Below are 21,862 nucleotides of genomic sequence, written 5' to 3'. Positions count from 1 at the left end.
TAATAGATTTTTTTTAATTAAAATTACCAAATTATTGATTTTTGTGTTATCTTTGGCACTTAATTATTTTAACACAAATACAATGAGTAAAGGTACCGTAAAATTCTTCAATGATTCAAAAGGTTTTGGATTCATAACTGAAGATGACAACAACAAAGAACATTTCGTACACATTTCAGGACTTATCGATGAAATTCGTGAAGGTGATGCAGTTGAATTTGATCTACAAGAAGGTAGAAAAGGATTAAACGCCGTAAACGTAAAAGTAATCTAAGATTTATACTTTAACAATTACAACTTAAGGCCTATCATTTATTTGATAGGCTTTTTTTGTTTTTAGTGATTTATAAGTTAATTGGCAGTATATTCGCATAATATTAATTATTATAACACAAATACAATGAGTAAAGGTACCGTAAAATTTTTCAATGATTCTAAAGGATTTGGATTCATAACTGAAGATGACAACAACAAAGAACATTTCGTACACATTTCTGGATTAGTTGATGAAATTCGTGAAGGTGATGCCGTAGAATTCGATTTACAAGAAGGTAAAAAAGGATTAAACGCCGTAAACGTAAAAGTAATCTAAGATATATACTTTAACAATTACAATTAAGGGCCTATCATTTATTTGATAGGTTTTTTTTGTGGCACAAACTTTGCACTCTAATAATTTAATATTTAAATACAATGAGTAAAGGAACAGTAAAATTCTTCAACGATTCTAAAGGATTCGGATTTATAACTGAAGAAGGTTCAAACAACGAACATTTTGTTCACATTTCTGGATTAATCGATGACATTCGCGAAGGCGACAACGTTGAGTTTGATTTACAGGAAGGTAGAAAAGGCTTAAACGCCGTAAACGTTAAAGTAATTTAGTATAACATAAATACTTTTTTAAACAAAAAGTCCCGCAACTTAGTTGCGGGACTTTTGTTTTATATGAAATTCATACCTGCAAGGTTTTAAAAAGCTTGCAGGAGATATTATCGACTAAAACATCTCTCTTCCTGAGAAATGAAAAGCACCTTCAATAGCTGCGTTATCATCACTATCACTTCCGTGTACTGCATTTTCACCAATAGAAGCGGCGTATAATTTACGTATAGTCCCTTCAGCTGCATCAGCAGGATTTGTAGCACCTATTAAAGTTCTAAAATCATCAACAGCATTGTCTTTTTCTAGAATAGCTGCAACTATTGGACCTCTAGTCATATACTCAACTAACTCTGCAAAAAACGGACGTTCGTTATGGATTGCATAAAATGCTTGTGCATCTGATGTTGTCATTTGTGTTAATTTCATAGCCACGATTCGAAACCCTGAAGCTGAAATTTTTTCTAATATTGCACCAATGTGTCCTTTCTCAACAGCATCTGGCTTAAGCATTGTAAATGTTCTATTTGTTGCCATTTTATTGTTTTATTTGCGTGCAAAAGTAATGTATTTCTATTTAAAACAAGACAATCAATTTTAAAAAAATTGTATCTTCGTCAGCTATGAATAAAGAAGACATTGCAAGTATTAAACAGTTATTATCTACTAAAAAAAAGATAGTCATTGTTCCTCATAAAAACCCAGATGGAGACGCTATTGGCTCTACATTAGGACTATATCATTACCTTCTAAAAGGCCATCATCAAGCTCATGTTTTGGTGCCAAATGATTACCCAACATTTTTAAAATGGATTCCTGGGAATGATACTATTTTAAAACACGATACTCAAACTAAGGCGTGCAATGCTTTAATTAAAGATGCAGATATTATTTTCACCTTAGACTTTAATGCATTTCATAGAACTGGTAACATGGAAACGGTTCTAACAGAAAGTAGCGCCTTAAAAATAATGATAGACCATCATCAAGCACCAGATGATTATGCCACTTATATATTTAGTGATGTTAGCATGAGTTCTACCTGCGAAATGGTATATCATTTTATAAATATGTTAGGCGACACCAATTTAGTTGATACCGATATTGCCACCGCTTTATATGTGGGGATTATGACCGATACAGGCTCTTTCAGGTTTCGTTCCACGACAAGTACTACGCATCAAGTTATAGCCAAACTTATTGAGAAAGGTGCTAATAACACTGAGATTCATAACAAGATATATGACACCAATAGCTATGAGCGTTTGCAACTTTTAGGATGCGCACTAACCAATTTAAGAGTTATTACTGAATCTCGTACAGCTTTTATAACGCTTTCACAAAATGAACTTCAAAAGTATAACTATAAAAAAGGTGATACTGAAGGCGTGGTAAATTATGGATTATCTTTGGACGGCATTGTACTTGCTGCAATTTTTATAGAAGACAGGAAAGAAGGTATTATAAAAATCTCATTACGATCAAAAGGTAATTTTTCTGTTAATGAAATGTCTAGAGCACATTTTGAAGGTGGTGGCCATACAAATGCCGCTGGCGGCAAGAGCTATCTATCCTTAAACGATACCGTTGAAAAATTTATTAGTATATTGCCTAGTTATAATAAAGCCCTGAATGATGAATAAATTACTAACACTGGTCTTTGTTTTACTAGTATTTAGCTGTAAAACACCAGAAGCCAGACAACCTGTTTCTGTAAAAACAGGCTCTTTTATTGATGCTTCTGTAGAACGTAATAAAAAACTCAACGCCAAAGAACAGCATGCCATAGAACAACTTATGAAGCAACAAGAAGAAAACTATATGGCTTCCGAAAGTGGTTTTTGGTACTACTACAATAATAAAATTGACATAGACACTTTAAAGACCCCGGACTTTGGAGATATCGTGAATTATAATTACAACGTTAAAAGTCTTAATGGCAGCGTTATATATTCTACCGAAGTCATCAAAACACAAACCTATGCTATGGACAAACAAGAGTTGTTTACAGGCTTACGCGAAGGTTTAAAACTAATGAAAACCGGAGAGACTGTCACGTTTTTATTTCCATCTCAAAAAGCCTATGGCTATTACGGCGACGCTAACAAAATTGGACGTAACACCCCTTTAATTTGTGAAGTAACCGTCAATTCAATTACCCAAAATCAAACAAATTAATAATGACCTTACTAAAAAATGCTATTAAAGCTTTAGCACTTGTACTATTTGTAATTTTTACGTCATGTAAAGCCCAATACCCAGACTTAGAAGATGGTATTTACGCAGAAATCATTACCAATAAAGGCGTTATGCTTGCTAAATTGGCAGAAGACAAAGCCCCAATTACGGTAGCTAATTTTGTATCGTTAGCAGAGGGCACCAATACGATGGTGGATAGTAAATATAAAGAGAAGAAATTTTACAATGGCACAATTTTCCATAGGGTTATAGACAGCTTCATGATTCAAGGTGGCGACCCCTTAGGAACCGGACAAGGAAACCCTGGTTATAAATTTAAGGGAGAGTTTCATCCAGACTTAAAACACGACAAACCCGGTATTCTATCTATGGCTAATTCTGGCCCAAACTCCAATGGAAGTCAATTTTTTATCACAGAAATCCCTAAACCTCACCTAGATAATGGTTATAATGTATTTGGAGAATTGGTATCAGGATTAAACATTCAGGATTCTATTTCAAATGTGAAAGTTGATAACAGAAACAAACCAATTAAGGATGTTGTTATAGAAGAACTAAATATTATTAGAAAAGGGAAAGCAGCAAAATCTTTTGATGCTCCTAAAATTTTTAATGATCATTTTGCTGAAGATGAACGCCTTAAAAAAGAAAAAAAGGCTAAAGCTGAAGCTATATTGAACGCCACTAAAGAAAAATTTGAAATACAACGCGCAAAAGCAATAACATTAGACTCTGGCTTAAAATATTTTATTTCTGAAAAAGGAACAGGTGAAAAATTACCAAATGAAGCTCAAGTATCAACGCATTATGCTGTATATTTTGAAGACGGAAAATTACTAGAAACAAGTAAATTGGCAATTGCTGAAGCACTAGATGCTGTTAATGAAAAACGTAAAGCAGCCAATAAATACGAACCTATTACTGCTGATATTGGTCCCGATGCACGAATGATCCCAGGGTTTAAAGAAGGCTTACGGCAATTGAGTGTAGGCGATAAAGCCACACTGTTTATTCCTTACCATTTAGCATATGGCGAAGCTGGAACAAGAGGCATTCCTGGGAAATCTAATATTATTTTTGAAGTTGAAGTCATAGAACTTCTTAAATAAATTTTAACACTAATAACATCTCGAACGTTTATATTTACGTCGAAAAACAAAACCTATGCAACTATTAAAATTTGATTGGAATCCGATAACGGGAATTGATATTGTTGGAAATTTTAAACTCCACTTTTACAGCCTTATGTGGGTTATCGCTTTTATATTAGGTTGGTATATTATGAAGCGTATTTTCACTAAAGAGAAAGTATCATTAGATTATTTAGACCCACTTTTTATATACACGGTTTTAGCCACCATGCTTGGTGCTAGATTAGGGCATGTTTTGTTTTACCAATCGGAATTAATATCAGAAGATTTTTTTAGCATCTTTCTGCCTTTCAAGTTTAAAGGCGGCTTTGAGTTTACAGGTTTTCAAGGGCTTGCAAGTCATGGCGCGGCCATTGGTATTATAATTGGCATGTATTTATATAGAAAAAAATACAACTATAAATCATTACTTTGGATTTTAGACCGCGTTGTAATAACAGTAGCTTCAGGAGCTGTTTTTATTAGAATTGGAAACTTTATCAATTCTGAAATTATTGGAAAAATAACAGACTCTAATTTAGGTGTTCGTTTTATCCAAGACCAATATTATAAAAGAGAAATTGTACAACGAACGGGCATTAAAGATGTTCAAAAAGCGTATAATGCGGTAACTGATAATCCTCAATTTCAAAATCTATTAGACGCTGTACCATATAGGCATCCTTCACAGTTATATGAATCTTTTTGTTATATTTTTGTGTTTTTAATCTTATTATATTTCTATACTAAAACGGATAAAAAAAACCAATCAGGTTTTCTATTTGGCTTGTTTTTAATCCTACTTTGGACCATTCGTTTCTTTGTTGAATTCACAAAAGAACCACAAGGCGAAGAATACATCAATTGGTTTGGATTAAATACAGGGCAATGGTTAAGTATTCCTTTTGTTTTGTTAGGCTTGTATTTTATGTTTATTTACAAACCGAAATCTGAAGTTAAATAGTAACGATTATGTATTCAATACTGTCCAATACATTGGAACTGTTTGCATACTATATCGGAATTACACCAAATAATTCAGAACTAATTCAAAAATATAATTAGCACAATATGCTTTTAAAACGCTATACTTTATTCTTATTGCTAAGTATCTTTTTGAGTCTTTGCGCATGTAAAGAGGACAAAAAAGTTATAAAGCAGACTGAAGTTAGTTTTAAAAAAGAAGGCGAGCTTACTATTTTTAAATCCGCTGATTCTACTCAAATAAAATTAGATATAGAAATTGCTGATACCGATTTTGACATCCAAACAGGTTTAATGTATAGAAACGCCATGAAAACAAACCAAGGCATGCTCTTTGTTTTTGATGATGTTAAAGAACGTTTCTTCTACATGAAAAACACAAAAATTCCGTTAGACTTAATTTTTATTGATAACAATAAAAAGATTGTCAGTTTTCAGAAGCATGCTCAACCTTTTGATGAATCCTCATTACCATCAAACGCTCCTGCTAAATATGTTTTAGAAGTTAATGCAGGTTTGGCTGATACTTGGGGTGTTGCTGTTGGTGACCATATTAGTTATTAAATACTATACTTTTTCATATCTTTCAAAGAACAAAACAATTAAAAAAAATACTGGCATTTAAATGATAAAACGTATTCAGAACTAAATCATTAATATATTAAATATGAAAATCAATAACATTTTAGAAAGCATTGGAAACACACCTGTTGTACGATTGTCTAAATTATTTCCGAATGCAAATGTTTGGATGAAGCTTGAAAAAGCTAATCCTGGAGGAAGCATTAAAGACAGAATTGCACTCTCAATGATTGAGGATGCTGAAAAAAGAAATATTTTAACTCAAGACACAGAAATTATTGAGCCTACTTCTGGAAATACTGGTATTGGTTTAGCAATGGTTGCTGCTGTAAAAAACTACAAGCTTACACTGGTAATGCCAGAGTCCATGTCTGTTGAACGACGAGCACTTATGGCGGCTTATGGCGCTAATCTTGTACTAACTCCAAAAGAGCTAGGCTTAGGAGGAACTATAGCAAAAGCAAATGAAATGGTTGCTAATAATAAAAATGCATGGATGCCTTCTCAATTTACAAACCAAGCAAACCCAGAAATACACCGTAAAACGACTGCTTTAGAAATTATTAAAGACTTTCCTGAAGGCTTAGATTATTTAATTACTGGTGTTGGTACTGGCGGACACATTACCGGTATGTCTGAAGTTTTAAAAGAAAAACTCCCTGATTTAAAAGTGTTTGCAGTAGAACCAGATGATTCTGCCATAATTTCTGGGGGCGAACCTGGACCACACCCCTTACAAGGCATTGGACCTGGTTTTGTTCCTGAAGTATTCAATATTAAAATAATTGACGGTGCCATTAGAATAACTAAAGAAGAAGCTTTTGCAGAAGTTAAAAATATAGCAACGACTGAAGGCATTTTAGTTGGTATTTCTACAGGAGCTTCCTTAGCTGCTGTTAGAAAACAATTGCAAACTTTAAATGGCAAAGAAACAATACTAACTATGAATTACGATACTGGTGAACGCTACCTTTCTATTGAGGAGCTTTTTATAAAGTAATATTGATTTTCTGTGTAAAATAGCGAACATCATTTTGAATGAAATAGAAAAACGAGTTGCCCAAGTAAACGCTGAAATCGAATAAGAAAAGCAGCTACTTATCATTTTCAATTTCCGCTTATTGTAAAAATAACAAAAGACAAACTTATGAAGTATATAAAATCATAGCACCCTATCAAGGTGCTATGATTTTATATACAAACTGTTAAACGAAGCTTCAAAATTATTTCTTTTTTAGTGTTAAAGAAGTGCATAGTAAATACATCACCTGCATTGACAAAAACACTAAAACTAGCAGATAGCTGCGTTAGGGATAGAACGGTCTGTTTGAGCCCCCCGACCAAAGGAGGGAGCGAGTAGTGATAGCCCGACCCTTGTGGTAACGCCCAACTAACATTTTAATAAACACAAAAAAGCCTACTAACATAAGTTAATAGGCTTCTTGCAAAGAAAAAATTTTGAGTTAGTCTTTTTTCTTCTTTTTATCTTCTAATTTACTTACAGTATCATACATTATTGGTGTTGCAATAAATAATGATGAATACGTACCTACAATAACACCTACTATTAAGGCAAACATAAAGCCTCTGATAGAATCGCCACCAAAAATAAAGATGGCTAATAACACAACTAATGTTGTTAATGAGGTATTTAAGGTTCTACTTAATGTACTGCTTAATGATGAGTTTACGACACGGTCGAATTTCCAACCTGTGTGCTCGTTAAAGAACTCACGAATTCTATCAAATACAACCACCGTATCATTTAATGAATAACCAATTACTGTTAGTATTGCTGCAATGAACGCTTGGTTTATTTCCATGTTAAATGGCATAAATCTGTACGTTAAAGAGAATACGCCTAATACAATTAATACATCATGGAATACCGCTGCAACTGCTCCTAATGAGTACTGCCACTTTTTAAAACGAATTAAGATATATAGAAATACAACAATTAATGATCCTAATACCGCCCAAACTGATGCTTGCTTAATATCATCTGCAATGGTTGGAGATACTTTATACGATTCTAATAAACCAACTTGCTTATTTTCATCGTTTAAATCTAAGAATTTCTCATAAGACACACCTTCTAAATAAGGTACAAGTCCATCATATAAGGCCTTTCTGATTTCTTCATCTACCTCAGCACCTGTTTCATTGACTTTGTATTTAGTGGTAATTTTTAACTGATTGGCATCACCAAAGGTTTTTGCATCTGCACTACCAAAAATTTCTGGTTTGGATAATACATCTGTAATTTCTGAAGCACTTATATCTTGAGCAAAACGCACTTGATAGGTTCTACCTCCAACAAAATCGACACCTTGATCTAAACTGTTTGTAAACAGCGACCCTAAACTTAAAAGAATAAAAGCACCAGAAATCATATAAGCCACTTTACGTTTCTTTAAAAATTCGATGTTTATATTTCTAAATAAATTTTTAGTAATTGCTGTAGAGAAGTCTAATTTACCACCTCTGTTAGAGTACCAATCGACTAATAATCTAGTAATAAAAATTGCAGTGAATAAAGATGTAGCAATACCTATTAATAAGGTCGTTGCAAATCCTTTAATTGGCCCTGTACCAAATATGAATAGAATTAATGCGGTTAATCCTGTTGTAATATTCGCATCTAAAATAGATGATAAGGCATTACTAAATCCATCTTGTATAGCCTCTTTTTGACCTTTACCCTTAGCTAATTCTTCTCGAATACGCTCAAAAATAAGTACGTTTGCATCCACAGACATACCAATGGTTAATACAATACCTGCAATACCAGGCAAGGTTAACACAGCGCCTAGTCCCGATAAAATACCAAATATTAACAACAGGTTTAATAACATGGCAATATCGGCAAAACCACCAACTTTTCCATAGTAAAAAATCATCCATAACAAGACTAAAGCTAAAGCAATTAAAAACGACATGGTACCACTTTCAATAGCCTCTTTTCCTAATGAGGGCCCAACAACTTCGCTAGATATGATATCTGCTGAAGCCGGTAATTTACCAGCACGTAATACGTTTGCTAAATCGATTGCCTCGTTTAAAGTAAAGTTTCCAGAAATAGAAGAACTTCCTCCTGCTATAGGTCCTGTAGTAACACCAGGCGCAGAATATACTACGTTATCTAAAACAATAGCAATTTGACTCCCTTGAGAATACGCTTTACCCGTCATTTCTTCCCAAATCTTAGCACCTTTTGCATTCATTTGCATAGATACTTCAGACTTTCCTGTTGGTCCAAATTGGTTACGAGCATCGGTTACTACCGCACCGCTTAATTGCGGCACGTTTTCTCTATTGCCAACTAAGGCATATAAATCTACTAATTCACTATCTTTTTCTGGTTTTCCAAAAACAAACTTTGCATAGCGTTGTTCTGGAGAAAGCAAAGCTCTAACCTCTGGTTTGCTTAAATATTCAAGAACCGTTTCTTTATCTTTAATTTCAAACTTTCCAATAATCGGACCACCAGGGTACCCTTGCCCTCTTAACAAATCGAAGATAGGATTTACTGTTGCAACTGCTGTAGAATCTGTTTCTGCATCACCTAATAAGGCATCAATTTGAGAATCCTGAGCATCTTCTTCATCTTGAGGCTCTTCTTCAGAAGCTATTTTAGCATCAACAATATCTTTCAAAACGGTATTGGCTTGGGACAAAAACGGGAAGAACTGTTCCCCTTTATAGGCATCCCAAAACTCTAATTGAGCAGTACTTTGTAATAATCCTGTAGCACGTTCTACATCTTTAACACCTGGCAACTCTACTAAAATACGTCCAGATGTTCCTAAACGTTGGATGTTTGGAGATGTTACCCCAAACTCATCAATACGTTTACGTAATACTTCAAAAGCAGAAACAATAGATTCATCAATCTTGGTTTCTATAACTGTTTTTACGTCTTCGTCAGACATACTTCCATCAATCTCACCATCTAGTGCTTTGGTATAAAATATATCTGGAGATGCTAATTTCACATCACCTTTAATCGCATCAAAAGCAATAAAGAAATCTTCTAGATAGGTGTTCTGGCTATTTTTTTGAAGCTCGGTAGCATCATCTAATGCTTTATTAAATACTGGGTCGGTTGTATTGTTTGCCAATCCTTTTAATATGTCTTTTACAGATACTTGAAGAATAACGTTAATACCACCTTTTAAGTCAAGACCTAGGTTCATGGCTTTTTGCTTCACTTCGTTATAAGTGAATTTTGCAATACCAATATTATAAACGGTATCGGTAGATTTTTCTTGAAGATAGTTGGCTTCTTCTTGACTACGGAGTGCACGATAATTGGCTTCCGTTTCTGGAATTTTATTAATTGCTATTTCTTCAGCTTCTTTTTCAATTTGATTTGATTTAAAAGTGAAAGACAATTGGTAAATACTTACCAGTCCAAATAAAATGGCAAATAGTTTTACTAATCCTTTGTTTTGCATTGTTGTATTTTTTAGTGGTCAAATTTTTAAAACGAGCAAATATAGAATTTACTGTATGATTTGACAATTTTTTATTTATTGAGTATGATTTTTATAAATCTGTCTGAAAGTGATTTTTGAGATTCTGAAATAAATTCAGAACAACACCCCTATTTCTTTAGATTTATTTTGTAAATGTGTTTGGGGCGTTTTAAAATATTCGTGTTTTTTTTGAAGTCATCATATATCCCTCAGAAACAAGTTATTTAACCCTTTTAGCAAATGGGTCCTGCTCTAACTTCGGGTTTATTGTGTAATGGTTCACTTAATTGAATCGTAATGTGTTTACGATTTTTATAAGCAACTTTTATTAAGTTATCTTCATATTCATAACCAACATTATCTATAGACAGATAATTGGGGTCTAAAAACCGATTACTTTTTGGCTCAAATTCTAAGGTAAATGTACCATCTAAATCCCAACCAGAGTTTTGCCCTTTTTGTATTTCGTAAACATCAAGGTTATAGCTGATACTATTTTCATCTCTAGGAAATTTCGATGACTCTTTATCTTGAGTTTGAGAAGTAATATGAAGTGTTAAACTATTTTCTTTTGAAAACGTTTTTTTGATGCTTGCAATACCAGCGTCACTATAATACGTTATTTTTAGTTTGCCTTTTTCTTGTGATAAAACCTTAATATTTTTAGCGCCTAAATCATGCAATTGTTTCTTTACAATGGCAACTGTATGTTCAGCATCCTCTGATGTTAAGTCAACATCTTCAAACTGCAATACAATTTCTTGATTAGGCACCGAAACCTGATGCTGAGACACAACACCAAATAAGGTAAGGCTAAAAATTAAAACACTAATGCACCATCTTGCAATCATACGCCAAATATAAAAAAATAAAGACCGTATTGCTACAGTCTTTATATAAATTTAAGCTTAATGATTTTAAAAATGAAATTCATCTATTAATTCCTAGAAAGTATTCTCTATGCCTTAGAAACCGCTAGGTTCTGTTCCACTAAGTTTTTTTTAAAATTTTGTATTTTTTTTTCTTCTTACCATAACCAATCAACATTACAGAATATTTTGGAAGAATTTCCCCAATCAATTTAGCAACTAGAATACTTCCTATCCCAAAAAACATAGTAAACCCAATAAGCATTAACCATGGATAATCGAAATTAATATTAAAGTGGCTTTTAACCCTAAATGAAAAACTTAAAAAATAAGGATGTAAAAAGAAGATTGGAAAACTAAACTTAGCGACAGTGTTGACATAAGGGTTAGTAATATTTTCAAATCTGTTTAGCCACACCATAAAAAACAAACACATAATCGTTTTTTGAATAAGCACAAGATCAACAATACCACTAATATTGTTTAAAGGCTGCATATAATTACCATTTTGTCCAAGATACGCTTGTATAACCGCTAACAAAACTGCTGCCAATAGTAAAACTAACTCTTTATTTTTTGCTGCTTTATAAATTTTGTCTTTATGCATGGAACAAATAATTCCGAAAAGATATATTGGCGTGAAATAAACTAATGAGTGAATAGCTTGGAATACTTCAATTCTCTCGAAAGGCCTATGTATGAAAAGTGATACTAATCCTAAAAGAATCAAAATTAAAATTTGATTTGTAAATTTTAATTGAATAAATTTAATGTGTAAAGGAGACATTAAAAAGACTAAGATTATAAATGGAATATACCAATATGCAATTAAATGAGAGCCACTTATTAGAAACTTTAAAGAAGATATAAAATACATTCCAAAAATAACATCATCTGATTTTATTCTATTCCAATAATCAGGAACGGTATATAAACTAATTAATATTGGTATTACTGATAGAAAAAAATAAGGCACCAGAACCCTCTTCATTTTACTTTTAAGAAATTTACTGTATTTAAAACGATCATAAAAAACAGAATGGAATAAAAATCCAGAAATAAAAACAAAATTAATAGTTCCTCCGGTAATCAGGTTTCCAAATACATTTTGCGAAAAACTATCAAATTTAATGTCGGACACACCATAAAGATGGCCAGCTACTATTATTACAATAGCTATTGCTCTAAAATGATTAATTGAATTTAAAAACATAAGTAGGTATCTTTATTTTATAAATATATACCATGTCATAATCATCAAAACAATTTATCAGATTATGTTACCAATAACATAGATTATAAGCAAAAAAGTTTAAATTATTGTTTTCTAGTATAAAAAATTCCTAAAATCAAAACCACTGTTACACATTTAAGTTCATTATTTGGATTGCCTAAACATTTTGCTTAATGCTATGACTTATAGGGGTTTTTTAATGCAAGAAACCAGCTGGGTCTGGACTTTTGATCCACAAAATGGAACTTTGCGGTCTGGTATTTCTTCAGGAGAAATCAATTTTATTGAAAATAAAATATTAATTTATATGCTTTTTAGCTGGGATGACGTTGTTGCTGATGCCAAGGAAAATGAAGAAATAGCATATAATACACGTATGATATCACAGCCTGTAATTGAAAAATATATTCGAAATGTAAATTTCAGAAGCACCGTTAGAAAAGAATTAGGTGAAAGTAAATTTAATTCAAACTATAAAGGATTAGCTTTAGACCTTTGTTTGAGGATTATATTTCAAATCGCTATACTAGGATGCAAGAAGCCACCAATGAATTAAATAACGTTAAAAAACTGAATGCAAGCATCTTAAAAACCATTAAAGAAGGACCAATAATTTATTTATATTAAAGTACAACGATGACTATATTGTATTGTTGTAGGTTTTTATACCAGAAAAATCCTTGTTTTTTTATAAGAAAAGTGTTATAGTATAAAAATCTATCATATTTTTCCACAACGAAAGTATAGACCAAGCCGTTGTAAACAAGCTACAAAAAGAGTCGACTCAGAAATACAACAGAGGGCTTATTTGATTTTTAAATAATTAAAGATCCGCTTCTAAAGTTTTCTTTGACTCTTCATATTCTTCTTTCGAGATTTCACCATTAGCAAATCGTTTTTTAAGGATCTGTAAAGCGTTATCTTTGGTTGGTTCTCGAAAAGATGTTTTAAAAAGAAACCAGAAAATTCCAATCAACACAAATAATCCTACAATCCACCATAGAAAATGCATTCCAAAAAAATGTCCATTACAGTGATGCATAATCAAACTAATCTTTAAGTTGTTAACTATCTTTATAATTACTTATTATCTTCATCTTGGTTCATTTCCATCCCACTAATATGCATACCCTTATCATTCATTGTTTTACTCATAGCTTGCATACATTCATTGCTCATCATTCCTTCATTGTTCATCATTTGAATCATTTTTTCCATCATTTTTTCGTTCTTCATCATGTTGCCCATCATATTGTGCATCATCATACTATCTTTCATCATATTTCCCTTCATCATATAATGACCTTGCATCATTTGCATGGCATGTTTATTACTTTGTATTGATTCCATAAATAACGTCATTTGGTCATGGTCGTTCGCAATGGCTTCAAAAATATCACTTCTTATTTCAGAATTATCAAGCAATTTATTGACGTCTATTTTCTGGGTACAATTACTTAAAATTATAAATCCTAAAACTGAAATAATCATTATTAGTGTTTTCATAATACTCATTTTTAAAGTTTCATTAATCTTTGCTTGTTTTAATTTGCTTACTTTCAAAAATGTAAATTTATAGTGTTTGACATTTAAGCGAAATATAAATTATTTATTTAATTTAAAAAATGACACTTATCAATATAGGCCGATTTACTGAACATAATAAAATCCTATCTACAAGCCGATTACAACAAATAAAACTTAACCAATTTACGAGATATTCACGAATTTTATTTAGATAAATATTTACCATAAAATGTAAACTTTAACATTCGCTTTTGACTTTTATAAAAACTTTAAGACCATTATGTTTTAACTTTAAAAATTCTAACAATTAAAAATTTCATCATGAAAAAAACAACTTTATTTACAAGTATGGCTTTTGCATTTATTATGCTATTAACTACAAATGTAAACGCTCAAAAATTTAGCAAATTAGATAAAAGCCCTATGGATGCTGCTGCATTTCCTGCCAGCTACAAGGAATCTAACAAACTGATAAAAATAGTTTATAGTAGACCTCAGCTTAAAGGAAGAGCGCTATCTAAGCTTGCACCGAACGGAAAAGTATGGAGAACTGGGGCAAACGAAGCGGCTAATATTACTTTATATAAGAATCTGAAAATTTCTGGGAAAGCTGTTAGTGCTGGAGAATACTCGCTTTTTACTATTCCAGGTGAAAAAGAATGGACTATTATTTTTAATAAAGATATTAATGTTTGGGGCGCCTATTCTTATAAAGAAACTAACGATATTGTTAGAGTTACGGCTCCTGTAAGCACCGGGGATTTATTAGAAGCCTTTTCCATTGCTTTTTCTGAAGATGGCACCATGCACATAGGCTGGGGAACTGTTCGAGTTGCTGTTCCTTTTACAGAATAGTTCCTACTTACTTTTTAAAACTAAAGAGGCTGTCTGAAAAGTCAATTTCAGAGTTAACTGTCACATTGAGCGCAGTCGAAATGCATTGAAAATCAAGATTATATTTTTTTCTACTGCGCTCAAAATGACAACCGGGACAACTTTTCAGACAACCTCTATTTTAAGGAATATTTAAATACTTATGCGTTTGTAAAGACACTTTCCATTTTGGATTAGCCATGACGTAATCCACAATTTCAGGAACTACTTTATCGCGTTTACTCCATTCTGGTTGCAAATACAAAATACAGTTTTTATTAACTTTAGCTGCTTGTTCTTCCGCAAAGCGGAAGTCATCTCTATTGTAGATAATCATTTTAAGTTCATCGGCTTTATCATAAACTTCTTGGGTAGGCAATTTCATTTTTTTTGGAGATAAACAAATCCAATCCCAAACCCCTGTAAGTTTATATGCTCCTGAGGTTTCAATATGCACTTGAAGACCTACAGCTTTTAGTTGAGACGTTAACGCAGTCATATCCCAAGTTAGCGGTTCTCCTCCTGTTACCACAATGGTATCGCTATATTTTTTAGCGTTTTCTACAATTTTTGAGATTTCTGTTGGTGGGTGTAATTTGGCATTCCAACTTTCCTTAACATCGCACCAATGGCACCCCACATCGCAACCACCAATGCGCACAAAATACGCTGCAGTCCCTTTATGGAAGCCTTCACCTTGAATCGTATAAAACTCTTCCATTAAAGGTAACATTTCACCTTTTTCAACCAATGCTAAAACCTCTTGATTCATCTAAAAAAATTAGGAAACAAATGTACATCTATTTAAAGAGACTTAACTAAATAAAACAAAAATGCTGCGTATAAATAATTTGATTTTTCACATTTTCAAACATTTCAGCGCCATAATTTGCACTTCAACTTATTTTTAGTACATTTGACCGATAAATGTAAATTGTTTTTTCAAATTTCTCTCAAGATGTTAAAAAAAATATTGCTTATAGCTATGGCTCTTAGTCACGGCTATATTTTTTCACAAGTTGGAATTGGTACAACTAATCCAGACCCTTCATCCATATTGGAAATTAAATCAGATAGCCAAGGTATTTTAATACCCAGATTAACGACTTTACAAATTAGTAATATGGTTAGTCCTGCAACTGGTTTAATGGTATATAACTCTGACTTGAATGAATTTCAGTTTAACTGTAGTGTTCCAGCAACTCCCGATTGGAGTAAGATCTCACATGGTAGCTCTGTAAAATATAGCAATACCAATACAGCCACCAATATTAACTCAGCAGCCTATACCAACATTCCTATTTTTGGATCTCTAGATTGGAACGACGATACCACTTTATACAACCTATTAGGCAATACCATGACTATAAATACTACAGGCAGATATAAAATCACTGCTAACATTGCTTATATAGTACCTACCATTGCCAATAATTCTGATCTACGTGTTTCTGTAGAAGCGCAAATAGCCATAAACGGCACACCAACAGGCGCTATCGGAAACACCGGCTATGTACGACATTCCAATGGTCATGTAGAAGCCTCTCTGCACGTTACTGAGGTTTTCAATATAACGGCAGGACAAACCATTAGTGTACAAACCAAAAGAGGCGGAAATTCTGCACCTGCTGTTTTTAGAAGCATTGGTACTTCTAATATTTATATTGAAAGAATAAAATAATTATCCACTAAAGCACCATTTTTTTTTTCTTCATTTTTCCTGTATTTTTATGCAAAATTCTAGCATAGATGAGCACTAAAGAGACGTTTTTTAAATACATAACCGAAGGCAATACAACTAAAGGCGATTTTATACCCATTGGCGCTGCCATGTTAGATGAAGAAACCGTTACAGGCGCTCACGTAAAAATCCCTTTAAAAACCATGAATCGCCATGGTTTAATTGCTGGTGCTACGGGAACAGGAAAAACAAAATCCTTACAAGTTTTAGCTGAAAATTTAAGCGATAAAGGCATTCCGGTTTTATTAATGGATATAAAAGGCGATTTAAGTGGTCTGGCACAACCAAGTCCTGGACATCCAAAAATTGATGAACGCCACGAAAAAATAGGACTTCCGTTTGAAGCAAAATCCTTTCCTGTTGAAATATTAACACTTTCTGAACAAGATGGTGTAAGATTACGCGCTACGGTTAGCGAATTTGGCCCTGTATTATTATCGAGGATTTTAGATCTATCTGAAACACAATCTGGTGTTGTTGCCGTCATATTTCAGTATTGCGATGATAACAAAATGCCAATTCTAGATTTAAAAGATTTTAAAAAAATATTACAATATGCAACAAATGAAGGCAAACAAGAATTTACCGAAGCTTATGGTAGAATTTCAACGGCGTCAACAGGTGCTATTTTAAGAAAGGTTATAGAGTTAGAACAACAAGACGCTGAATTGTTTTTTGGAGAAACCTCTTTTGATGTTGATGATTTATTGCGCGTAGATGATGACGGTCGTGGTTATATAAATATTCTGAGATTAACAGACATTCAAGATAGACCAAAATTATTTTCAACATTTATGTTAAGCTTATTAGCTGAAATCTATTCCACATTCCCTGAACAAGGTGATAGCGACAGGCCAGAGCTCATCATGTTTATTGATGAAGCGCATTTAATTTTCAACGAAGCTTCAAAAGCGCTTTTAAACCAAATTGAAAGTATTGTAAAATTGATACGAAGTAAAGGTGTTGGTTTATATTTTGTAACCCAAAACCCAACCGATGTTCCAGAAGCTATTTTAGGGCAACTCGGTTTAAAAATTCAGCATGCCTTAAGAGCATTTACAGCAAAAGATAGAAAAGCTATTAAATTAACGGCTCAAAACTATCCGGATTCTGAGTATTATGATACTGCAGACGTATTAACATCTTTAGGAATTGGAGAAGCTCTAGTATCTGCATTGGATGAAAAAGGGCGCCCTACTCCATTGGCCGCTACCATGATGCGCGCACCTATGAGTAGAATGGATGTGTTAACTGAGGTTGAATTAAGCACACTTCTTTCAAAATCTAAAATGGTAAAAAAATACAATGAAACCATTGATAGAGAAAGTGCTTATGAAATGCTTAATGAAAAAATAAAACAAGCTGAGGCTGATGAAGCCAAAGAAAAAGCACGAAAAGAACAAGAAGCACTTGAAAAAGCGGAATCTAAAAAACGAGCAACGCGTTCTAGAGCAAAAAGCACTAGAATGAATCCAATTGTTAAAGTATTAACCAGTGCCACATTTATAAGAAGCGTTTTTGGCATTTTAACCAAAGTGATGAAAAGATAGGTCGCTAATCGACATTTATTAATTCATGAATCACAACCATTATTCTAAAGAAACCACTTTCTTTACAATCAATAGAAAAAAATCAAAAAAATAAAACCTATTTAATTTATGTATAAATCATTTTTCAGCCTCATTATTATTACTTTTCTTTTTACTAGTTGCAACAAAACCAAAAATCCTTTTGAAATTGGCAACCAACATATAGGTTTATTAACAGATTCAACTCAAGTTAAAGATTTAAAAAATATATACACAAACGATTCTATCGTTAAATTTATTAGTGGTGATGAGTTTACTGGCAATATTAATAATATAGAAATTTTTGAAAAGGGCGGCAAAAAACTACTAACCTTAACACCAAAACAGGCCTTAGATTCAACATCTACAATAGGGAGTGTCAGGCTTCTTGATGCCCGATATAAAACAGAAAAAAACATTTCAACTATAAGCACTTTTAAAGACATAAAAGACCAACACAAAATATCTAGAATAAGCAACATAATCAATTCTATCGTCATTGCTGTAGATGATATAAATGCTAGTTTTACTATTGACAAAAAAGAACTTCCTGCAAACTTAAGGTTTGATATGGATTTAAAGTTTGAACCCACTCATATTCCGGATAATGCCAAAGTGAAATACTTTTTTATCAATTGGAACCATTAAAAAAACTAAATGAACCCATTCATATCAAAAATATTAATAGATGTTGCCCGCAAAAAACTTGAGAAAAAACAAGTCAATACGCCTGTAACAAAAAAACAAATAGAGCCTTTAGTACGCACGTATGAAGTAGAAGTTTCTCATGCTATAAAAGAATATATTTATATAATTATTGGTGTGTTTTCAGCAGGATTTGGCTTAAAAGGATTTTTATTACCAAATCATTTTATTGATGGTGGAGCTACAGGTATTTCTTTATTGTTAGAACATACTACAAGTTTGAACCTAGGCTGGTTATTAATTATTATAAACCTTCCTTTTGTAATTCTAGCTTCAAGAACTATTGGTAAAAAATTTGCCATCAAAAGCATTGTTGCCATTACACTTTTAGCAATCGTTGTTCACTTTGTTAACTATCCAACAATAACCGAAGACAAACTTTTAATTGCCATTTTTGGTGGATTCTTTTTAGGCTCTGGAATAGGACTATCTATGAGAGGAGGAAGTGTTATTGATGGCACAGAAGTTTTAGCCATTTTTTTAAGTAGAAAACTATCACTAACAATTGGTGATGTTTTGTTTCTTATTAATCTAGTAATATTTTCAGTAGGTGCTTATGTATTATCTATTGAAGTTGCACTTTACGCTATCTTAACGTATTTAGCAGCCGCCAAAACTGTAGATTTTGTTGTTGATGGTGTTGAAGAATATATTGGTGTCACTATTATCTCTAATAAACATGAAGAATTAAGATTTATGCTTACTAAAAAACTGAGACGTGCTTGCACTATTTATGCTGGTAAAGGTGGTTATGGCACTTCAGGTGAAAGTTATGATAAAGATATTATTTACACCGTTATCACTAGATTAGAAATTGCTAAACTTCAAACTGAAATTGACAAAATAGACAAAAAGGCTTTCATAATTATGGGTGTAGTAAAAGATTTAAAAGGCGGGATGATAAAGAAAAAACCAATGAAATAAAGTTAGAATAAAAATTAAAAATTGTGACTCAAAAAAAATATATTATTCAAAACAATCCATTTGTTGTTCCAACAACAGATGGAAAAATAATCAAAGAACACTTTGGAAACACCACCGATGGAAATTCAGAAATAAGTATTGCTCATATGATAGCTCCTGCTGGTTGGAGCGAACCTTTTCAAACCCCAGAATTCGATGAATTTACATTTATTATAAAAGGCAAAAAACAATTCATTATAGAAGGAGAACAAGTTGTTTTAGAAGCTGGGCAATCTATAAAAATTGAAAGACATACCAGAGTTCAATATTCCAATCCGTTTACCGAAGTATGCGAATATATTGCAATTTGCACACCAGCTTTCTCTTTGGATTTAGTTAACAGAGAAGATTAAATGAGTAACTATCTTCCAAAAATTGCTGGCTCTACAATAAACTTTATAAGTCATTTTTCGATTCATTATGCTACTAAAATAGCAGTAAAACTATTTTCAACACCTAAAAAGGAAAAACGTACTGAAGACGAAGTAAACTACCTTAACACGTCTATTCAAGAAGATGTAACCTATAATGATTTCACCTTAAAAACATATCGTTGGAATGGGAAAAAGGATACCGTTTTATTAGCACACGGGTGGGAAAGCAACGCCTATAGATGGAAAGATTTAATTGACCAACTCAGAGCATTTGATTATAACGTAATCGCTCTAGATGCACCAGCTCATGGCAATTCCGGAAGCAAAGTGTTCAATGCCTTATTATATTCGGAATGCTTGCATGTCGTCATCAAAAAATATGAAGCCAATATTATTGTGGGGCATTCAATAGGTGGTACTTCATCTGCTATTTCTACACAAAAACACAACTTCCCATCGGTTAATAAGTTGGTGTTATTGGGCGCTCCATCTAGTTTAATTAGACTTTTAGACAACTATGTTGACATGATGAGTTACAATAAAAAGGTTTTTGATGCTATGAATCAATATTACTTAAAACGCTACGACCATTTATCAGAATATTTTACCACAGAAAATTTATTTAAAAACATTCCATTTAAAGGGCTCATCATTCACGACAAAAAAGATAGAATTATATCTTATCGAGATGCCTTAGAAATTTCGAAACACTATAAAGATGCTAAACTGATAAAAACGATAGGACTAGGTCATGGTCTTAAATCAGATAAAGTTTATCAACATGTTTTAGACTTTATAAACGTTTAATACCAAATGAATTTATTCAGTTATTTTGATGTTTATTTGGTATAAGATTATTGTATTTTTGCACCATGGAAGTACAATTAAAGCGCATCAATAAATTTTTAAGTGAAGTGGGGTATTGCTCACGAAGAGAAGCAGACAAACTTATTGAAGCTGGTAGAGTAACCATAAACGGCGTTATACCTGAAATGGGAACAAAATTAGCACCTAATGATGTGGTTGCAGTTGATGGTGAAGAAATAAAGAATACCAAAACATCTTTTGTCTACCTTGCTTTTAATAAACCTGTTGGTATTGTTTGCACTACTGACACTTCCGTAGAAAAAGACAATATCATTGATTTCTTAAATTACCCAAAACGTATTTTCCCAATTGGAAGACTTGATAAACCTAGCGAAGGCTTGATCCTTTTAACAGATGATGGCGATATTGTAAACAAAATTCTTCGTGCTAGTAATAATCACGAAAAAGAATATATTGTTACCGTAGACAAACCTATTTCGCAAACTTTTCTTAAGCGCATGTCTGGCGGGATAATCTTAGAAGAGTTAGGAAAAACAACAAAAAAATGTGTTGTTAAAAAGATAAACTCATATACCTTCAGTATTATTTTAACCCAAGGTTTAAACAGACAAATTAGACGCATGTGCGAATACTTAACTTATGAAGTTGAAACGCTGAAGCGGGTAAGAATTATGAATGTTAAGTTGGATATGCCAGTTGGTCAATATCGTGAATTGACTAAAGAAGAGTTCAAGGAATTGAATAACCTTTTAGAAGACTCCACAAAAACCTTCATGAGCAATAAAAGACCTAAACGTTAAGCGGACCTGCTTTTTTGTACGGCTCTCAAAAATAAAAATGAGGCTGTCTGAAAAGGCACTTTCAGAAGTAAGTCCAAAAACTATTCATTTTTAAAAAGGATTGGAGTATTATTCATATTTCTTCA

25 protein-coding genes are annotated in these 21,862 nt (G+C 32.6%); 18 read left to right on the top strand and 7 right to left on the bottom strand.

Annotated features, from left to right (window positions below):
* Positions 1-82: 82 nt before the first annotated feature.
* From ABD935_RS11045 to ABD935_RS11035, 3 genes are all read left to right on the top strand, one after another.
* A complete protein-coding gene (locus tag ABD935_RS11045) occupies positions 83-274 on the top strand; it encodes a cold-shock protein (protein ID WP_034044451.1) in 192 nt (63 codons plus the stop codon).
* Between the two features lie 126 nt (positions 275-400).
* The gene (locus tag ABD935_RS11040; protein ID WP_135876672.1) at positions 401-592 is read left to right on the top strand and encodes a cold-shock protein; all 192 of its coding nucleotides are present in this window, start codon (positions 401-403) and stop codon (positions 590-592) included.
* 101 nt (positions 593-693) lie between these two features.
* Positions 694-885, top strand: a complete 192-nt coding sequence (locus ABD935_RS11035; RefSeq protein WP_345192096.1) for a cold-shock protein — start codon at positions 694-696, stop codon at positions 883-885.
* A gap of 114 nt (positions 886-999) precedes the next feature.
* Here the strand turns inward: ABD935_RS11035 and ABD935_RS11030 are convergent, their stop codons facing one another.
* On the bottom strand, positions 1,000-1,419 hold the full coding sequence (locus ABD935_RS11030) for a nucleoside-diphosphate kinase (RefSeq protein ID WP_345192095.1): 420 nt from the start codon (positions 1,417-1,419) through the stop codon (positions 1,000-1,002).
* Between the two features lie 86 nt (positions 1,420-1,505).
* Between ABD935_RS11030 and ABD935_RS11025 the strand changes: the two genes are divergently transcribed.
* The 6 genes from ABD935_RS11025 (at position 1,506) to cysK (ending at position 6,777) form a co-directional block, all read left to right on the top strand.
* Entirely contained in the window at positions 1,506-2,525 is a 1,020-nt protein-coding gene (locus tag ABD935_RS11025) for a DHH family phosphoesterase (protein ID WP_345192094.1), read from the top strand.
* Positions 2,518-3,060 carry a gliding motility-associated peptidyl-prolyl isomerase GldI gene (gldI, locus tag ABD935_RS11020; protein ID WP_345192125.1) on the top strand — a complete coding sequence of 181 codons (543 nt, stop codon included), beginning with the start codon at positions 2,518-2,520 and terminating at the stop codon, positions 3,058-3,060. The genes ABD935_RS11025 and gldI overlap by 8 nt, the downstream gene beginning before the upstream one ends.
* A gap of 2 nt (positions 3,061-3,062) precedes the next feature.
* Positions 3,063-4,190: a peptidylprolyl isomerase gene (locus tag ABD935_RS11015; protein WP_345192093.1), complete on the top strand. Its 1,128-nt coding sequence runs from the start codon at positions 3,063-3,065 to the stop codon at positions 4,188-4,190.
* 55 nt (positions 4,191-4,245) lie between these two features.
* On the top strand, positions 4,246-5,175 hold the full coding sequence (gene lgt, locus ABD935_RS11010; RefSeq protein WP_345192092.1) for a prolipoprotein diacylglyceryl transferase: 930 nt from the start codon (positions 4,246-4,248) through the stop codon (positions 5,173-5,175).
* 107 nt (positions 5,176-5,282) lie between these two features.
* Positions 5,283-5,759 (top strand): DUF192 domain-containing protein, encoded by a 477-nt coding sequence (locus tag ABD935_RS11005; protein WP_345192091.1) that lies wholly within the window; start codon positions 5,283-5,285, stop codon positions 5,757-5,759.
* Between the two features lie 103 nt (positions 5,760-5,862).
* Positions 5,863-6,777 (top strand): cysteine synthase A, encoded by a 915-nt coding sequence (gene cysK / locus ABD935_RS11000; protein WP_345192089.1) that lies wholly within the window; start codon positions 5,863-5,865, stop codon positions 6,775-6,777.
* 463 nt (positions 6,778-7,240) lie between these two features.
* Here the strand turns inward: cysK and secDF are convergent, their stop codons facing one another.
* The 3 genes from secDF to ABD935_RS10985 form a co-directional block, all read right to left on the bottom strand.
* Positions 7,241-10,234 (bottom strand): protein translocase subunit SecDF, encoded by a 2,994-nt coding sequence (gene secDF / locus ABD935_RS10995; RefSeq protein ID WP_345192088.1) that lies wholly within the window; start codon positions 10,232-10,234, stop codon positions 7,241-7,243.
* 254 nt (positions 10,235-10,488) lie between these two features.
* Positions 10,489-11,106, bottom strand: a complete 618-nt coding sequence (locus ABD935_RS10990) for a hypothetical protein (RefSeq protein WP_345192087.1) — start codon at positions 11,104-11,106, stop codon at positions 10,489-10,491.
* 139 nt (positions 11,107-11,245) lie between these two features.
* Positions 11,246-12,337, bottom strand: coding sequence for an acyltransferase family protein (locus tag ABD935_RS10985; protein WP_345192086.1), 1,092 nt, complete (start codon positions 12,335-12,337; stop codon positions 11,246-11,248).
* Positions 12,338-12,557: 220 nt separating this feature from the next.
* Between ABD935_RS10985 and ABD935_RS10980 the strand changes: the two genes are divergently transcribed.
* Positions 12,558-12,914 carry a hypothetical protein gene (locus ABD935_RS10980; RefSeq protein ID WP_345192085.1) on the top strand — a complete coding sequence of 119 codons (357 nt, stop codon included), beginning with the start codon at positions 12,558-12,560 and terminating at the stop codon, positions 12,912-12,914.
* Positions 12,915-13,181: 267 nt separating this feature from the next.
* On the opposite strand, the gene ABD935_RS10975 is transcribed toward ABD935_RS10980, so the two are convergent.
* Together ABD935_RS10975 and ABD935_RS10970 are read right to left on the bottom strand one after the other, a co-directional pair.
* Positions 13,182-13,400 (bottom strand): SHOCT domain-containing protein, encoded by a 219-nt coding sequence (locus tag ABD935_RS10975; protein ID WP_345192083.1) that lies wholly within the window; start codon positions 13,398-13,400, stop codon positions 13,182-13,184.
* A 38-nt stretch (positions 13,401-13,438) separates the two neighbouring features.
* Positions 13,439-13,864, bottom strand: a complete 426-nt coding sequence (locus tag ABD935_RS10970) for a hypothetical protein (RefSeq protein WP_345192082.1) — start codon at positions 13,862-13,864, stop codon at positions 13,439-13,441.
* A 342-nt stretch (positions 13,865-14,206) separates the two neighbouring features.
* On the opposite strand from ABD935_RS10970, the gene ABD935_RS10965 reads away from it, so the two are divergent.
* Positions 14,207-14,740 carry a DUF2911 domain-containing protein gene (locus tag ABD935_RS10965; RefSeq protein WP_345192081.1) on the top strand — a complete coding sequence of 178 codons (534 nt, stop codon included), beginning with the start codon at positions 14,207-14,209 and terminating at the stop codon, positions 14,738-14,740.
* 160 nt (positions 14,741-14,900) lie between these two features.
* Here the strand turns inward: ABD935_RS10965 and ABD935_RS10960 are convergent, their stop codons facing one another.
* Positions 14,901-15,530 carry a 7-carboxy-7-deazaguanine synthase QueE gene (locus ABD935_RS10960; protein ID WP_345192080.1) on the bottom strand — a complete coding sequence of 210 codons (630 nt, stop codon included), beginning with the start codon at positions 15,528-15,530 and terminating at the stop codon, positions 14,901-14,903.
* 186 nt (positions 15,531-15,716) lie between these two features.
* On the opposite strand from ABD935_RS10960, the gene ABD935_RS10955 reads away from it, so the two are divergent.
* The 7 genes from ABD935_RS10955 to ABD935_RS10925 all read left to right on the top strand — a co-directional run bounded on the left by ABD935_RS10955 (position 15,717) and on the right by ABD935_RS10925 (position 21,737).
* A complete protein-coding gene (locus ABD935_RS10955; RefSeq protein WP_345192079.1) occupies positions 15,717-16,439 on the top strand; it encodes a hypothetical protein in 723 nt (240 codons plus the stop codon).
* A 68-nt stretch (positions 16,440-16,507) separates the two neighbouring features.
* Positions 16,508-18,049 (top strand): helicase HerA-like domain-containing protein, encoded by a 1,542-nt coding sequence (locus tag ABD935_RS10950; RefSeq protein WP_345192077.1) that lies wholly within the window; start codon positions 16,508-16,510, stop codon positions 18,047-18,049.
* 108 nt (positions 18,050-18,157) lie between these two features.
* Positions 18,158-18,715, top strand: coding sequence for a hypothetical protein (locus ABD935_RS10945; RefSeq protein WP_345192076.1), 558 nt, complete (start codon positions 18,158-18,160; stop codon positions 18,713-18,715).
* A gap of 9 nt (positions 18,716-18,724) precedes the next feature.
* A complete protein-coding gene (locus ABD935_RS10940) occupies positions 18,725-19,696 on the top strand; it encodes a YitT family protein (protein WP_345192075.1) in 972 nt (323 codons plus the stop codon).
* 20 nt (positions 19,697-19,716) lie between these two features.
* On the top strand, positions 19,717-20,088 hold the full coding sequence (locus ABD935_RS10935) for a cupin domain-containing protein (protein ID WP_425550218.1): 372 nt from the start codon (positions 19,717-19,719) through the stop codon (positions 20,086-20,088).
* Positions 20,089-20,916, top strand: coding sequence for an alpha/beta fold hydrolase (locus ABD935_RS10930; RefSeq protein ID WP_345192073.1), 828 nt, complete (start codon positions 20,089-20,091; stop codon positions 20,914-20,916).
* Positions 20,917-20,981: 65 nt separating this feature from the next.
* Positions 20,982-21,737 carry a pseudouridine synthase gene (locus tag ABD935_RS10925; RefSeq protein ID WP_345192072.1) on the top strand — a complete coding sequence of 252 codons (756 nt, stop codon included), beginning with the start codon at positions 20,982-20,984 and terminating at the stop codon, positions 21,735-21,737.
* Positions 21,738-21,862: the final 125 nt, after the last annotated feature.

Source organism: Algibacter agarivorans, from assembly GCF_039543245.1.
Lineage (GTDB): Bacteria > Bacteroidota > Bacteroidia > Flavobacteriales > Flavobacteriaceae > Algibacter_G > Algibacter_G agarivorans.
This window is presented reverse-complemented; position numbering and strand designations above follow the sequence as displayed.